This is a genomic window from Peribacillus alkalitolerans (assembly GCF_010882125.1).
GTDB classification, from domain to species: domain Bacteria; phylum Bacillota; class Bacilli; order Bacillales; family DSM-1321; genus Bacillus_BN; species Bacillus_BN alkalitolerans.
In genome coordinates this window covers 192122-205909 of record NZ_JAAGVZ010000003.1, presented here as the reverse complement: position 1 = coordinate 205909, position 13788 = coordinate 192122, and the positions used below count along the sequence as shown (strand labels likewise).

14 protein-coding genes are annotated in these 13788 nt (G+C 38.2%); 11 read left to right on the top strand and 3 right to left on the bottom strand.

Going from position 1 to position 13788, the window contains the following annotated elements:
* Positions 1-478: 478 nt before the first annotated feature.
* The 5 genes from G3O09_RS05365 to G3O09_RS05345 all read left to right on the top strand — a co-directional run bounded on the left by G3O09_RS05365 (position 479) and on the right by G3O09_RS05345 (position 5350).
* Positions 479-988, top strand: a complete 510-nt coding sequence (locus G3O09_RS05365; RefSeq protein WP_163100455.1) for a hypothetical protein — start codon at positions 479-481, stop codon at positions 986-988.
* 277 nt (positions 989-1265) lie between these two features.
* Positions 1266-2090, top strand: a complete 825-nt coding sequence (locus G3O09_RS05360; protein WP_163100454.1) for an amino acid ABC transporter substrate-binding protein — start codon at positions 1266-1268, stop codon at positions 2088-2090.
* Positions 2077-2778 carry an amino acid ABC transporter permease gene (locus G3O09_RS05355; protein ID WP_163100453.1) on the top strand — a complete coding sequence of 234 codons (702 nt, stop codon included), beginning with the start codon at positions 2077-2079 and terminating at the stop codon, positions 2776-2778. The genes G3O09_RS05360 and G3O09_RS05355 overlap by 14 nt, the downstream gene beginning before the upstream one ends.
* A gap of 17 nt (positions 2779-2795) precedes the next feature.
* Positions 2796-3530, top strand: coding sequence for an amino acid ABC transporter ATP-binding protein (locus G3O09_RS05350; RefSeq protein WP_163100452.1), 735 nt, complete (start codon positions 2796-2798; stop codon positions 3528-3530).
* 965 nt (positions 3531-4495) lie between these two features.
* Positions 4496-5350 (top strand): DUF6843 domain-containing protein, encoded by an 855-nt coding sequence (locus tag G3O09_RS05345; RefSeq protein ID WP_163100451.1) that lies wholly within the window; start codon positions 4496-4498, stop codon positions 5348-5350.
* Between the two features lie 37 nt (positions 5351-5387).
* Here G3O09_RS05345 and G3O09_RS05340 read toward each other — a convergent pair whose 3' ends face one another.
* Both G3O09_RS05340 and G3O09_RS05335 read right to left on the bottom strand, forming a co-directional pair.
* Positions 5388-5525, bottom strand: coding sequence for a YuzL family protein (locus G3O09_RS05340; RefSeq protein ID WP_163100450.1), 138 nt, complete (start codon positions 5523-5525; stop codon positions 5388-5390).
* Positions 5526-5863: 338 nt separating this feature from the next.
* Positions 5864-6964, bottom strand: a complete 1101-nt coding sequence (locus tag G3O09_RS05335) for a CdaR family transcriptional regulator (RefSeq protein WP_163100449.1) — start codon at positions 6962-6964, stop codon at positions 5864-5866.
* 150 nt (positions 6965-7114) lie between these two features.
* On the opposite strand from G3O09_RS05335, the gene G3O09_RS05330 reads away from it, so the two are divergent.
* Together G3O09_RS05330 and G3O09_RS05325 are read left to right on the top strand one after the other, a co-directional pair.
* Positions 7115-8257 carry a glycerate kinase gene (locus G3O09_RS05330; RefSeq protein WP_163100448.1) on the top strand — a complete coding sequence of 381 codons (1143 nt, stop codon included), beginning with the start codon at positions 7115-7117 and terminating at the stop codon, positions 8255-8257.
* A gap of 20 nt (positions 8258-8277) precedes the next feature.
* Complete coding sequence (locus G3O09_RS05325) at positions 8278-9618, top strand: GntP family permease (protein ID WP_163100447.1); 1341 nt, start codon at positions 8278-8280, stop codon at positions 9616-9618.
* Positions 9619-10089: 471 nt separating this feature from the next.
* On the opposite strand, the gene G3O09_RS05320 is transcribed toward G3O09_RS05325, so the two are convergent.
* Positions 10090-10326 (bottom strand): hypothetical protein, encoded by a 237-nt coding sequence (locus G3O09_RS05320; protein WP_163100446.1) that lies wholly within the window; start codon positions 10324-10326, stop codon positions 10090-10092.
* Between the two features lie 121 nt (positions 10327-10447).
* Here G3O09_RS05320 and kynU point away from each other — a divergent pair, with 121 nt between their 5' ends.
* The 4 genes from kynU to G3O09_RS05300 are packed head-to-tail and all read left to right on the top strand — an operon-like array spanning position 10448 to position 13586.
* The gene (gene kynU, locus G3O09_RS05315; RefSeq protein WP_163100445.1) at positions 10448-11725 is read left to right on the top strand and encodes a kynureninase; all 1278 of its coding nucleotides are present in this window, start codon (positions 10448-10450) and stop codon (positions 11723-11725) included.
* Between the two features lie 15 nt (positions 11726-11740).
* On the top strand, positions 11741-12583 hold the full coding sequence (kynA, locus tag G3O09_RS05310; protein ID WP_163100444.1) for a tryptophan 2,3-dioxygenase: 843 nt from the start codon (positions 11741-11743) through the stop codon (positions 12581-12583).
* A 15-nt stretch (positions 12584-12598) separates the two neighbouring features.
* Positions 12599-13234 carry an arylformamidase gene (gene kynB, locus G3O09_RS05305; protein WP_163100443.1) on the top strand — a complete coding sequence of 212 codons (636 nt, stop codon included), beginning with the start codon at positions 12599-12601 and terminating at the stop codon, positions 13232-13234.
* The gene (locus G3O09_RS05300; protein WP_163100442.1) at positions 13227-13586 is read left to right on the top strand and encodes a hypothetical protein; all 360 of its coding nucleotides are present in this window, start codon (positions 13227-13229) and stop codon (positions 13584-13586) included. Before kynB ends, G3O09_RS05300 begins: the two co-directional genes overlap by 8 nt.
* Positions 13587-13788: the final 202 nt, after the last annotated feature.

The following is a 13788-nucleotide window of genomic DNA, read 5'->3' as shown; positions in this document are numbered from 1 at the left end:
TAATTAACATGGCAGAAAACTATGGATAAGCTTACAAAATAGTAAAAACCCTATCATCTCCCTGCATTTGGGAGTTTTTTTATTTTATTGAATTTAATGTCAAATCTAAATATTTGCAAAATTCAACCATTAATTATGATGAATTTTAAGATTTTAGGGAAGATTTATTATATTTTCACTTGTTTTTTTAGGAGATAATCCATACAATATACTTTGCAGACTATTCAGTCGTGTTTTGTTTTTTAGTTGTAATTTTCAAACATTAGTGTTGACTAAATTGTAAATGGTATGTAAAATATGTAATTGTTACCAAATGTAATGATTGTCACTTATTTGTCACAACTTAGTAATGTGTGAAAAGAGCTTGTAATGGTGTTTCAGATAGTTGCCGCATTGAGGGGTATATTAAAGGGAAACCATTTTATATCGCGGTAAACGATCTAATACATATATAAAATGATTAAATGGGGGATTCACTATGAAAAAGTTCTGGTTATTATTATCAGCTTTAACTTTATCTCTTGCTTTAGCTGCTTGTGCAGAAAAGAAAGAAGAGACTACTGAAAAAGAAACAACAAAAGAAGAAGCACCTAAAGAAGAAGTTAATTTAAAAAGCGTATTGTATAAATTCTACGCTGATATTCCTGCAAAGATCAACGCTAAAGACGCAGATTTAAATGCTTATGTAAATTCTGAAGAAACACCAACTCCAGAAATGAAAACTAAAGCTAGCGAAGCTGCAGCAGCAGTAGCAGCTGAACTTCAAGCAATCACTGTTCCTGCAGAATTAGAAGCTCAAAAAGCGGACTTAGAAGCAGGTATTAAAGAAATCGCTGACTCTTATACTGCAAAAGCTGAAGAGTTGAAAAAAGATGCTCCTGTCCTTGATGCTGCTGAAGCAACTTTCCAATCAGGTGTAGATAAAATTGGTGCTGCATTTGAAAGCATCGGTATGTTAAAGCCGGATTTAGGTAAAGAAGTTAACTAATATTTGAAATGAGTAGTGCAATCCTGATGGGAAGCACTACTTTTTTTATTTTGAACACAAAAGATCCAATCACCAACAGTATAATGATGTCCAATGAAAATCTCTGTATTTATGGGGATTTTCTTTTTTGATACAAGGTTTATCCTTGCATTAGAAGGTGTAAGAAAGTAAATAGTAAAAATATTAGATTTTGCAAACTTTTGTTTTGACAACTCAACAACTCTATAATATGATGACTAAAGCCGACAAAACTCATAGGATTTAAGGGGGAATAAAAATGAAAAAGTTTACAATCTTTTTTGCACTATTACTTAGTTTGATGCTTGTAGTTGCAGGTTGTGGAACAACTGAAGAAAAAGCAGAGAACAAGAATGAAGATAAAACAACTGCAGATGGAGGAGATCTTCTATCTAAAGTTAAAGAAGAAGGTACATTGTTAGTTGGTACAGAGGGTACATATCCTCCATTCACTTTCCATGACGAGAAAGGTGAATTGACAGGTTTCGATGTAGAGATTGCTCGTGAAATTGCCAAGCGTTTAGATGTTGAGCCTAAGTTTTTAGAAACACAATGGGATGGCATGTTTGCTGGGTTGGATGCAAAGCGCTTTGACATGATTGCTAACCAAGTTGGGATTCGTCCAGATCGCCAAGAGAAGTATGATTTCTCAAAACCTTATATTACTTCTGCATCAGTTCTGATTGCTCATGAAAGCAATAATGCTGTAAAAGCATTTGAAGATATTAAAGGACTAAAATCTGCTCAGTCTATGACAAGTAACTATGCAGAACAGGCAAAAAAATTAGGTGCTGAAATTGTGGGTGTTGAAGGCTTTAACCAAGCAATTGAATTGATCAACTCTAAGCGTGTAGATGTAACAATCAATGATAAATTATCATTCTTAGATTTCAAAAACCAAAAGCCAGATGCTCCAGTGAAAGTGGTAGATGAAGCTGATGATGCTTCCCAAAGTGGGTTAATGTTCCGTAAGGGCAGCGAAACTCTTGTTGAAGAGGTAAACAAAGCTTTAGATGATATGATTAAAGATGGCACATACGAAAAAATTTCTGTGAAATGGTTTGGTGAAAATGTACTTGAGTAGTATTTTTGCAGATCCCGATCGAATAGCCAGACTAACGGAAATCGCACAAAGTTCCCTTCAGCCTTTGCTGAAGGGGGCTCTTTTGTATACGATTCCTTTGACGTTAGTGACCTTTATCTGTGGATTAATTATTGCCATCTTAACCGCACTGGCACGTATTTCGTCTGTTAAACCGTTTCAATGGATCTCACGAATTTATGTTTCTGCCATCCGTGGAACTCCTTTGCTTGTGCAATTGTTTATTATTTTTTATGGGTTACCTACGGTAGGCGTTGTAATTGATCCGCTTCCTGCAGCAGTGATTGGATTTTCATTAAATGTAGGAGCATACTCGTCTGAAATTATTCGTGCAGCTATTTTATCTGTGCCAAAAGGACAATGGGAAGCGGCTTATTCAATAGGAATGTCATATCCTCAGACGTTAAAAAGAGTAATTTTGCCTCAGGCTTCGAGAGTATCTTTACCACCATTGTCAAATACCTTTATTAGTTTAATCAAAGATACATCGTTAGCATCATTAATATTGGTAACAGAAATGTTCCGAAAAGCACAAGAAATTGCAGCGACGAATTATGAATTTTTGCTTCTTTACACGGAAGCAGCGATCATTTACTGGATCATTTGCTTCATCCTTTCCATATTCCAAGGAAGACTCGAAACCAGACTAGATCGATATGTATCGAGGTAATGAAAGGAGGAAATTAAATGATTTCTGTAAAAGGTTTACACAAACAATTCGGTGAGCTTGAAGTACTGAAGGGGATCGATCTTGAAGTAGAAAAAGGAAAAGTAGTTGTTTTGATTGGCCCATCAGGGTCAGGTAAAACGACATTCCTGCGCTGCTTGAATATCCTTGAGGTGCCTACTAAAGGAAACCTTTCGATTGAGGGAAATTCTCTTAATTTTAATGAAACAGTTTCTAAGAAGCATATTCCTCCGTTCCGTCGATTAACAGGGATGGTGTTTCAAAGTTATAATTTGTTTCCTCATATGACGGCACTGGAAAACGTGATGGAAGGGCCCATCACTGTCAAAAAGGAAAGCAAGGAGCAAGCTCGTTCTAAAGCCGAGAATATCCTTCGTAAAGTAGGTCTGGGAGATAAGCTGGACTTTTACCCGTACCAATTGTCAGGAGGTCAACAGCAACGTGTTGGAATTGCCAGGGCGCTTGCAATGGAACCGAATGTGATGCTGTTCGATGAACCAACCTCTGCTCTGGATCCTGAATTGGTAGGCGAAGTTTTGAAAGTCATGAAGGACCTTGCGAACGAAGGAATGACGATGATTGTTGTTACCCATGAAATGCGCTTTGCTCAGGAAGCAGCAGATGAAGTGATTTTTATGGATGGCGGAGTGATCGTCGAACGAGGTAAGCCTCATGATATTTTCAACAACCCAAAAGAAGAACGGACAAAACAGTTCTTAAATCGAATACAATAATAAAACATGCGTGAATTCAATTTTGAATTCACGCTTTTTTGATTGCTTTAATCTACTGAAATTCTAAGGTTCCTCTAAAAACTGAATTGGCCTTAATGTGAATGATATTAATGTTAAAGTGAAGGAAACGAATAAGAAGTGAAGGATATTTTTTTTAAGATTTCGTAAAAAGTGAAGGGTAAATTTCAAAAAGTGCAGGATAAAAACCTCGAAAGTGAAGGATATCCAGGGGCAAGTGAAGGATAAAAGGCTCGAAAAGTGGATAAATTGCAGAATTTGAGAACCAGCTGAAAATCAACGTGCTGGATAAAGCCTCTAATTACGGAATTAAGTTCTAATGTGAACGATATTAATCTCTAAGTGAAGGATAAATGAATCAAAAAGTGGATAACGAATAGGAAGTGAAGGATATTTTTTATGATTTTGTAAAAAGTGAAGGTTAAATTTCAAAAAGTGCAGGATAAAGACCTAGAAAGTGAAGGATATTCGTGGTCGAGTGAAGGATAAAAGACTTGAAAAGTGGATAAATTGCAGAATCTGAGAACCAGCTGAAACTCAAAGTGCACGATAAAACCTCTAGTTACTGAATTAAGTCCTAATGTGAACGATATCAATGTTAAAGTGAAGGATAAATGAATAATAAAGTGGATAACGAATAGGAAGTGAAGGATATTTTTTAAGATTTCGTAAAAAGTGAAGGGTAAATTTCGAAAAGTGCAGGATAAAAACCTCGAAAGTGAATGATATCCGTAGGAAAGTGCAGGATAAATGACCCGAAACGTGGATAATACCAAATCCTGAGATCCTCTCGAAATTCGAAGTGCTAGTTAATGCTCTTTAGTATCCGATATTAGACATTGATGAACGAATTAACTGTCTTAGTAAAGGAGAATTGAATATAAAAGTAGAAATCGAAATTGAAGTCAAGGTTAAATTATTGAATATAAAAAGAAATGGGGGATGGTATGGGAGACTTTCGTTTCGTAAACAAGGTTAAGGCTGCATTAATCTGTACATTTTTGTTAGGTTGCTTTTTCTTCTTTCTTGATATAGTCAATCGCGGTGATGGATTTTTTGGTTTGACTTTGATCGTACTGTTTTATGCAGGGATAGGGAATATTTTTTATGGGATTCCGGTTTCGTTATTATCAGATTTCTTGACGAGGAAATTACGAAAAATGCGTTTTATCACAGCTGCCTTTATTCATTTGTTTTTTGGATCGGTTACCATCGTCTTTATTGAAGGATTGGGTGCATATGCTGCAATTTGTTCGTTAATATTCTTTTTTCTAGATGATGGTTTAAAAAACGGACGCTGGCTACCCGAGAAAAAATCCAATTGGGCATTATTGTTGGTTATGATTACGGTCTTTACATTAGTCGATGGCATCTTCTTAGAGTTAGGCCCATTTCAGAAAAAGACCAATCAATATTATGAAATACCTAAGGATTATGTGGGGAATATTCATGTTTCATATAATGTGGAAAGTGCAACGGAATCTAAGAAGATTGATAATTTCTATGTAATAGAGGTAGATAATAATGGGATGGCCCTGACTTCCCTTCCTCCTGGGGAAGGTATAATTAACGATCAATATTATTATGTGGACTCAAAAGGTAAACGAGAGAGAATCTCTGATAGCTGCATTTCTTTGGGGCCTGCTGGTTCAACTTCAGATGGAGTAAAGGAAGTGCATTATTCCACTTTCGCAATAACCAATAAAGGATGCGGGAATTTCTTTATGACACATGGATACTCGTATTTTGAAGAAGGAAAGACGATCGAAGATATCATGCGATTAGAAAAAGAAGTAAATTAAGGGCAGGGACTAAATACAGTCCCTGCTTATTAAATTACTAAGATTTCTTTTGTTTCTTTCTGGAAGAATCTGAGGCATAACTGCCTGTTTCTTGTGTGGTTGTCCCTTGCCCTTCAACTTGTGAGGACTCTAATCCAATCGTGGCAGGGTTCTTTTTGATTTTGTTATTGCTCATGTCAACACCTCCTATTGGTTTACTTTTTGTAACTTGAAAGGATTTATACAATAAAGGAGATATTAAAAGAAAATAGTTGGGAAGGAAAATAATGAAGGTACTATATTGGTTGGTAAGGTTGTTTTTTATTTGGTGGTTACAGTCGTACCTACAACATTGTGGAAAGACTTTGGTTGGGGGTTTTATTGGTTTGTGCGATTGGATTTCAGGTTGGAGACTATTCAATCAGAAAAGCATTTAAGATAAACAAAAAGCCAAAACCTTAGGTGCCTTGGCTTTAAATCATTAATAGGATGTTTATCTCATTGAATGATAAGGTCTTCCATGAACTGAGGGAATTATATGTTTTCTTTTCGACTTAAATGGGTGATCCAAATAGCTAGCTGCAAAGTGACGGCATCCTGAACTACCTGAGGGTCATAACCGGTTAATTCCTTTATTTTTTTGATTCTATAAATTAAGGAATTTCGATGTATGTACATTTTTTTCGCACACTCTCCAATATTTAGATTGTTTGCAAAGAAATGTTCCAATGTCAAAATAAGCTTTTCTGATAGAGTCCCTAAGACCCGTTGATGAAATTGAATTTTTGCGCGTTCATCAATTCGATTTAATAGGGCTTTCGTTTCCACTTCCATATAGGAAATTAGATTCTGTTCAGAATTACCGAGTAATAAGGCGCTAATGGATTCATGATAGGAATGATGAATATGGTCTTGTACCAATGCAGGTGTACCGATTCCGATGCGCGACATGATGTTTTTGGATTTTAGATGATTGAGCGCAGTTAATAATTTTTGTTTAATATGTGCCTCTGAAAGGTTGGAGGAAAGGATAAATAAGCGGTTTACACTTATGAATCCGATGAGTACTTTTTTCTCCTCAAATATATTTTCAAAGATTTGTATGATGTCTGTTTTTTTATATTTATTAAATCCGATTTCAACCACAACCACTTGGAAGGGCGTTTCTAATTTAATCCCAATTAGATGTAGCCTTTTTCTGATTGACTCCTGATTATGCTTTTCAGTCAATAAATCCTCAAAGACCTCTTCTCTAAGCCTTTGTTTCCATTCTAATTGTGTAGACATGAACGATTGCTGAATCATCATTTCGGTGATCATTTTGACTAGTTCCCCAAATTCCATGATTTCATCAGGATCACCAGTTATTCCAATCACTCCAATGACGACTTCTTGAAAATGAATTGGTAGATTAATGCCTGGAAGTGAACCTTCCCATTGATGTAAATCATTTGAGTTTATGATTAAGGGATTTCCGGTACGGAGGACTTCAATCGCTCCAGCGTGGATTTGATGGATTCTATTTCGGTTGCCAGAAGCGATTATGATTCCTTTATCGTCCATAATATTAATATTGCGGTTTAGGCGGATCATAGTTTGTTCTACTATTTCCTTTGCAATTTCACTTGTTAACATAGGTCACCTTGAATTTGTGAAGTTTTTATCTATTATACACAAAATATTAATTGAATTATTAGATTTTTTTGTTTGTTTTGACTGATGAAGTTAGTTTATCTGAATATTATAATTAAAATGTAATTAGTTTAAGGTAAGGTGGGACACAGCATGAAAATCGTTATTGCACCTGACTCATTTAAAGGAAGTATGACGGCACTTGAAGCAGCAGAAGCGATTGAAAGAGGGGTTAAGAAGGCAATGCCGAGCTGTGAAACTATCATAGTTCCAGTTGCTGATGGTGGAGAAGGTACCATGGAAAGTTTAGTGTCAGCTACGAATGGACGAAAAGTGGAAGTAAAGGTAAGGGGTCCATTGTCAGATATGGTGAAAGCACAATACGGTGTACTTGGCGATGGGGAAACATGCGTCATCGAAATGGCTAGTGCCTCTGGTTTATGTCTGATACAGAAAGAAAAATTGAATCCCATGGTAGCGACTACATATGGTACAGGGGAATTAATCAAAAGAGCGTTGGACGATGGCTATCGCACGTTTATTTTGGCGATTGGTGGAAGCGCTACCAATGATGGTGGGACCGGGATGCTGCAGGCATTAGGTATGAAATTGCTAGACGCTGATGGGCAATCTATTGGTTTAGGTGGGGGCGAACTTTCAAAAATAGCTGTTATTGATGATGGAGGGTTTGACACTCGTATTAACGAGTCGCGATTTTTGATAGCATCTGATGTGCAAAATCCTCTAGTTGGGGAAAATGGAGCTTCGTATGTGTTCGGTCCACAAAAAGGGGCAAATGAAGAAATGGTAGAGTTACTTGATTGCAATCTGCACCATTGGGCTGACTTGGTTGAAAGTAAGAGAGGAATCCGATTACATGAGAAACCAGGGGCCGGAGCAGCAGGTGGGATAGGAGGAGCGTTTCAAGCATTCTTTCCTTCAGAAACGAAAAGAGGAATCGATATTGTCATCTCTTATTCAAAGCTTGAAGAAAAATTAAGGGGTTCAAGATGCGTATTTACTGGGGAAGGACAAATTGATTTTCAGACCGCATCTGGGAAGACACCGATGGGGGTCGCAGAGGAAGCAAAGAAAAAAGGCATCCCAGTATTTGCACTTGCTGGTTCCATCGGAAAAGGGATTGAAGTTTTATACGAACATGGGATCCATAGTGTGCACAGTATTGTTAACGCTCCCATGACTCTCCAGGAAGCGATGGACAGAGGGGGAGAATTGCTGGAGTGTGCAGCAGAGCAAGTTATGCGAACTTATATTACATCATATATACGCGATTAAACTAAACAGGGGGGAAAATCATGTTATTTGGGGTATTGATTATAGGGGTATTATTAGTCGTATTAGCAACGACGAAATTTAAATTACATCCATTTCTTTCTTTATTGTTAGGTACTTTCTTTGTAGGATTTGCATCGGGAATGCCTTTCGCAAAGATTGTTGAAAGCGTTAACACAGGTTTTGGTGGATTAATGGGGGGCATAGGCCTTGTCATCGTTTTCGGTACAGTCATCGGAACAATCCTGGAGAAATCAGGGGCAGCCCTTCGAATGGCAGAAGTGGTTCTTCGTATTGTTGGTCCGAAACGTCCTCAGCTTGCAATGAGCTTAATTGGTTATATCGTTTCTATACCAGTTTTTTGTGATTCTGGGTTTGTCATTTTATCCAGCTTAAGAAAAGCGTTAGCTAAGCGTGCGAAAGTGGCGATTGCTTCTATGTCGGTAGCGTTAGCGACTGGATTATATGCTACACATACACTTGTACCTCCTACACCTGGTCCAATTGCAGCTGCGGGGAATATTGGAGCGAGTGATTTTCTAGGGACGATCATATTACTTGGAATGATCGTTGCGATTCCTGCCACAGTTGTTGGGTACTTCTGGGCGACAAAAGTGGCTAGTAAAATTGAAGTGGAAGAAGATAGCGAAGAGTTAAATTATGATGAAATTGTCAAATCATTTGGAAAGATGCCATCTACCTTCCAAGCATTTTTACCGATTGTTTTACCAATTGTATTGATAGGTATAGGATCTATCGTGACGTATCAACAGATGGAAGGCGGATTTGCTGAATTTCTAGTATTCCTAGGTTCACCTTTGGTTGCTTTGTTAGCAGGGGTAATTGCAGCACTTACTCTATTGCCTAAATATGATGAAGAAACATTAACTAATTGGGTGTCAGAAGGTTTAGTGGATTCGGCTCCGATCCTCTTAATAACTGGTGCGGGTGGAGCATTTGGTGGGGTCATCAAAAACACAGGAATTGCTGAGGCCATCCAAAGCTGGTCGCTTGGAGATGTATTTAGTGGAGCGTTATTCCTGTTGATTCCGTTCATAATTGCTGCTGCATTAAAAACCGCACAAGGTTCATCTACAGCAGCCCTGGTAATAACATCATCTTTAATTGCACCAATGCTTTCTCCAATGGGAATTGAAGGAGCCGTTCCATTGGCATTAGTAGTAATGGCAATCGGAGCTGGAGCAATGACAGTGAGCCACGTGAATGACAGTTTCTTCTGGGTTGTCACTCAATTCAGCGGAATGAAAGTGACTGATGCTTACAAAGCACAGACGATGGCCACTTTATTGCAAGGTCTAGTGACTATAGTATTTACGATGTTAGTGTGGGTTGTGTTAGTTTGATAGATTCGTGTTCTTATAGGGACTTTTGATTTGGATAGATTGAAGTTAGATTTTTTATACGAAAGTAAATAATGAGTTTTAGACGGTAAAATTGAAATTTCGAAAGTAAAACTATAGTTTTCGATTGTAAATCTGAAATATCGAAAGTAAATCGAAAGTTTTTGATTAATTGAGTTTGAATGAAAAGAGGCTGAACGATGTCTAGTATATAGACCGGATTCAGCCTCTTTCGCTTTCATGCTTAATTTACAACCATCTTCCCAAATAACAACGCTCCCAAAGCAAACGGACCTTGTAAAATAAATCCCAGTAAAAATAAAAAGCTAAACCTTTTCCAAGTTATTACTTTTACTTTTAATTAAAATCTTAAAGTGATTGAGGAATACGGTAAAATAGGGGATGCGTTTGGTAATTTCTAGGTTCAGTTCGGTAAAATATGATCCCGATTCGGTAATATCCCATCTACAGCAGTTACTTAGATTTTTTCTTCCACTCAAACTCCATCAATCTCCAGCCATATAGCCCGAACAATAATGAAAAGGGGAATAATACGGTCCAAGTCAAAAGGAAGTCTTTAAAACTAGACCTGACATCTAGTATTACTTTTACTAAATAGAAGTCCGAAGCCAATAGAAACGAGATGACCAAACCGAACCAACAAGCAAAACGCCATTTACCAAGTAATCTAGTTTTTCCCCAATTTTTCATAGAAATGGACCTCCAAAAAGATCATTGTAGTTTATAGTATGAGATTGGGTGTTTTAATATTTCGATAATTTTGATACGATTTGTCTAGCATACTTACAAATAACCAGGGGAGGAATATTGTATGTTATTTGAACCAACTCTTGAGGTCGCGCTAAAATTTGATGAATCTGACACACTTGCAAAATATAGAAATGAATTTTATATGAGAAAGGATTCCATTTATTTAGATGGAAATTCTTTAGGCCTCCTTTCAAAAAGAGCTGAAAAGTCGTTACTTGAATCTTTGCAGGATTGGAAAACACTAGGCATCGATGGATGGATGGAAGGGACTCATCCTTGGTTCAACCTTTCAGAAAAATTGGGTGAGATGTGTGCTCCTCTTGTAGGAGCTTCACCAGAAGAAGTGATTGTAAGCGGTTCGACTACTGTGAATTTGCATCAGCTTGTGGCGACCTTCTATCAACCAGAAGGAGAACGCACGAAAATTCTTGCGGATGAATTGACTTTTCCGTCTGATATTTATGCCTTACAAAGCCAATTGAAGCTTCATGGATTCGATCCATTAACTCATTTGATTCAAGTGAAAAGTCGGGATGGACGACTTTTAGATGAGGAAGATATAGTGGCTGCAATGACTGATGAAATTGCATTGATTGTCTTGCCTTCCGTCCTATATCGCAGTGGGCAAATATTAGATATGAAGAGACTGACAAAGGAAGCTCATGACAGAGGTATCCTGATAGGCTTTGATGCATGCCATTCCGTTGGTGCCATTCCTCATAGATTTTCAGAATGGGGTGTCGATTTTGCTTTCTGGTGCAATTACAAGCATTTGAATGGGGGACCAGGTTCAGTCGGTGGCTTGTATGTGAACCGGAAGCATTTTGGAACTGCACCTGGCCTTGCTGGGTGGTTTGGCTCTAGAAAAGATAAGCAATTCGATATGGTACATACCATGACAGCTGCAGACACGGCTGGTGCCTATCAAATAGGGACACCACATGTCCTGAGTCTGGCACCACTGATTGGATCTTTTGAAATGTTTAATGAAGCCGGAATAGGAAACATTCGTGAAAAATCGCTTAGACTTACAAAATTCTTAGTGGATTCCATTGAACAAGAACTGAATGGAATGGACTTCAATATAGGCAATCCACGTGATGATGAAAGACGTGGCGGCCATGTGAGCCTGGAACACGAAGAAGCGGCTCGGATTTGTAAGGCCTTGAAGGAGAATGGGATTGTCCCTGATTTTCGTGCACCGAATATTATCCGTTTGGCTCCAGTTGCTTTGTATACGTCCTTTGAGGATGTATGGAATGCGGTCCAAATATTAAAGAAAATTATGGTAGAAAAGCAATATGAAAAATTCAGCAACGAAAGAGAAGTTGTAGCATAAAGGGAGGCGTCAGCAATGGAAACCATGAATAATAATAATCCGATAGAAAAGAACATCCATACAGATTTCCAAAAAGAGATGTCATATGGGGGCTATTTACAACTTGATCAGATTTTATCTAGCCAAAAACTACTTTCAGATAATCATGATGAAATGCTTTTTATCATTATCCATCAGACAAGTGAGCTTTGGATGAAGTTAGTGTTGCATGAGGTGAATGCAGCCATTGAATGTATTGAGCGTAATGATTTGGAGCCGTCTTTTAAAATGTTATCCCGTGTTTCGAAAATCCAACAACAGTTAATCCAGTCATGGAATGTATTGTCAACTTTAACACCTGCTGATTATATGAAGTTCCGGGATAAACTTGGGCATTCATCTGGATTCCAGTCCTACCAGAACAGGCTGATTGAGTTTGCTTTCGGTCAAAAAAGTCATCATGTATTGTCGGTATATCAACATGATCCGGAACTGTATGAGCAATTGAATAAAGCGCTTCATGAGCGAAGCATTTACGATATGGCGATAAAAGCATTGTCTGTCCGAGGCTTGCCTATCGATGAGGATGCATTGAACCGTGATTGGTCACAAATGTATCAACCAAATCAGAGTGTGGAGAATGCTTGGTTGACGGTATATCGAAATGTCGATCAATATTGGGACTTATATGAGCTAGCTGAAAAATTAGTAGATATCGGAAGCCAGCAACAATTTTGGCGATATAACCATATGAGTACGGTTGAGAGAATAATAGGGAACAAAATGGGGACTGGGGGGTCTTCCGGTGTCGCTTATTTGAAGCGAGTCCTGGATCATCAATTTTTCCCTGAATTATGGACTGTTCGAACGAAGCTTTAATTGGGAGGCACAGGAATGAAGCAATGGATTGATATTTCACAACCCTTGGACAAAAGCGTTGCCACTTGGCCTGAAGATACTCCGTTTGATTACACCGTGAGTTGGAACAAAGAACAAAGTGGTTCCGTGAATGTAGGCAAAATCACAATGAGCATCCATACGGGAACACACATCGATGCTCCCTTTCATTTTGACAATGAGGGAAATAGGGTCATTGATTTGGACGTAAACATTTATATAGGGAAAGCAAAGGTGATTCATCTTTTGCATCGCCAGAGTATTGGTGTACAGGATATACAGAATGTGGATCTTAAAGGGGTAGAAAGGCTGTTAATCCGAACGGGTGCATGGGTGAACCGAGCCGAATTCCCACAATCGATTCCTCCGATTGAACCTGAACTTGCCGGATATCTTGCAGAACAGGGAGTAAGACTTTTAGGCCTGGATCTACCATCTGTCGATCCACTCGATAGCAAGGATCTTTACGCGCATCATGCATTAGCAAGTCATGGTGTGCATATTCTAGAAGGCTGTGTTCTCGATGAGGTGGTCGAGGGCGATTATGAGCTAATTGCCTTGCCTCTTGCTCTCGTTGAAGCAGATGGAAGTCCAGTGAGGGCTGTATTGAGGAGGATTGATGAAAATGAGTAGAAGTATAATTTTTGAAGAAAATGAATTGGTGGTTAAATTTTCTGGATTTACGATGGCGGCGGGATTAAAAAATGAGCTAAGGATTCCTTATACATCCATAAAATCTGTGGAGGCAGGGTACTTTAAGTTACATTGGACTGCTCTTCGAATCGGAGGGACGTCTGTTCCTTTTGGCTATAAAGCGGGTCGCTTCATTTACAAAGGAGAGAAATACTTCCTATCCTATAAGGATGCAAGCCAAGTTGTGATACTTGATTTAGAAAACTATGATTATGATAGAGTAGTTATCCAAGTGGGGAGTCCAAAACAAATTAAGCAAGCGATTTCGAAGCGTTGTCCTCAATTTGTATAATTCGAAAGGTCTCGAACTTTCAGTTAAACAACAAATATCACGTTTATCAAGAAGCTACCTAGTGTAGCTTCTATTTTGTGTTTGTTTCTTTATCATACTTTCAGGGATCCTCAGTCCATGTTTCGATGGATTGGGCTTGCGATTTTTTATTACGCCGAAAGTCTTATATTGAATTACACCTTAGGATTATAGGAATGGTCGA

Excerpts from the sequence above, each read along its gene's own strand:
- G3O09_RS05365 (WP_163100455.1), top strand. The coding sequence starts at position 479 with ATGAAAAAGTTCTGGTTATTATTATCAGCTTTAACTTTATCTCTTGCT.
- G3O09_RS05360 (WP_163100454.1), top strand. The coding sequence starts at position 1,266 with ATGAAAAAGTTTACAATCTTTTTTGCACTATTACTTAGTTTGATGCTT.
- G3O09_RS05355 (WP_163100453.1), top strand. The coding sequence starts at position 2,077 with ATGTACTTGAGTAGTATTTTTGCAGATCCCGATCGAATAGCCAGACTA.
- G3O09_RS05350 (WP_163100452.1), top strand. The coding sequence starts at position 2,796 with ATGATTTCTGTAAAAGGTTTACACAAACAATTCGGTGAGCTTGAAGTA.
- G3O09_RS05345 (WP_163100451.1), top strand. The coding sequence starts at position 4,496 with ATGGGAGACTTTCGTTTCGTAAACAAGGTTAAGGCTGCATTAATCTGT.
- G3O09_RS05340 (WP_163100450.1), bottom strand. The coding sequence starts at position 5,525 with ATGAGCAATAACAAAATCAAAAAGAACCCTGCCACGATTGGATTAGAG.
- G3O09_RS05335 (WP_163100449.1), bottom strand. The coding sequence starts at position 6,964 with ATGTTAACAAGTGAAATTGCAAAGGAAATAGTAGAACAAACTATGATC.
- G3O09_RS05330 (WP_163100448.1), top strand. The coding sequence starts at position 7,115 with ATGAAAATCGTTATTGCACCTGACTCATTTAAAGGAAGTATGACGGCA.
- G3O09_RS05325 (WP_163100447.1), top strand. The coding sequence starts at position 8,278 with ATGTTATTTGGGGTATTGATTATAGGGGTATTATTAGTCGTATTAGCA.
- G3O09_RS05320 (WP_163100446.1), bottom strand. The coding sequence starts at position 10,326 with ATGAAAAATTGGGGAAAAACTAGATTACTTGGTAAATGGCGTTTTGCT.
- kynU (WP_163100445.1), top strand. The coding sequence starts at position 10,448 with ATGTTATTTGAACCAACTCTTGAGGTCGCGCTAAAATTTGATGAATCT.
- kynA (WP_163100444.1), top strand. The coding sequence starts at position 11,741 with ATGGAAACCATGAATAATAATAATCCGATAGAAAAGAACATCCATACA.
- kynB (WP_163100443.1), top strand. The coding sequence starts at position 12,599 with ATGAAGCAATGGATTGATATTTCACAACCCTTGGACAAAAGCGTTGCC.
- G3O09_RS05300 (WP_163100442.1), top strand. The coding sequence starts at position 13,227 with ATGAGTAGAAGTATAATTTTTGAAGAAAATGAATTGGTGGTTAAATTT.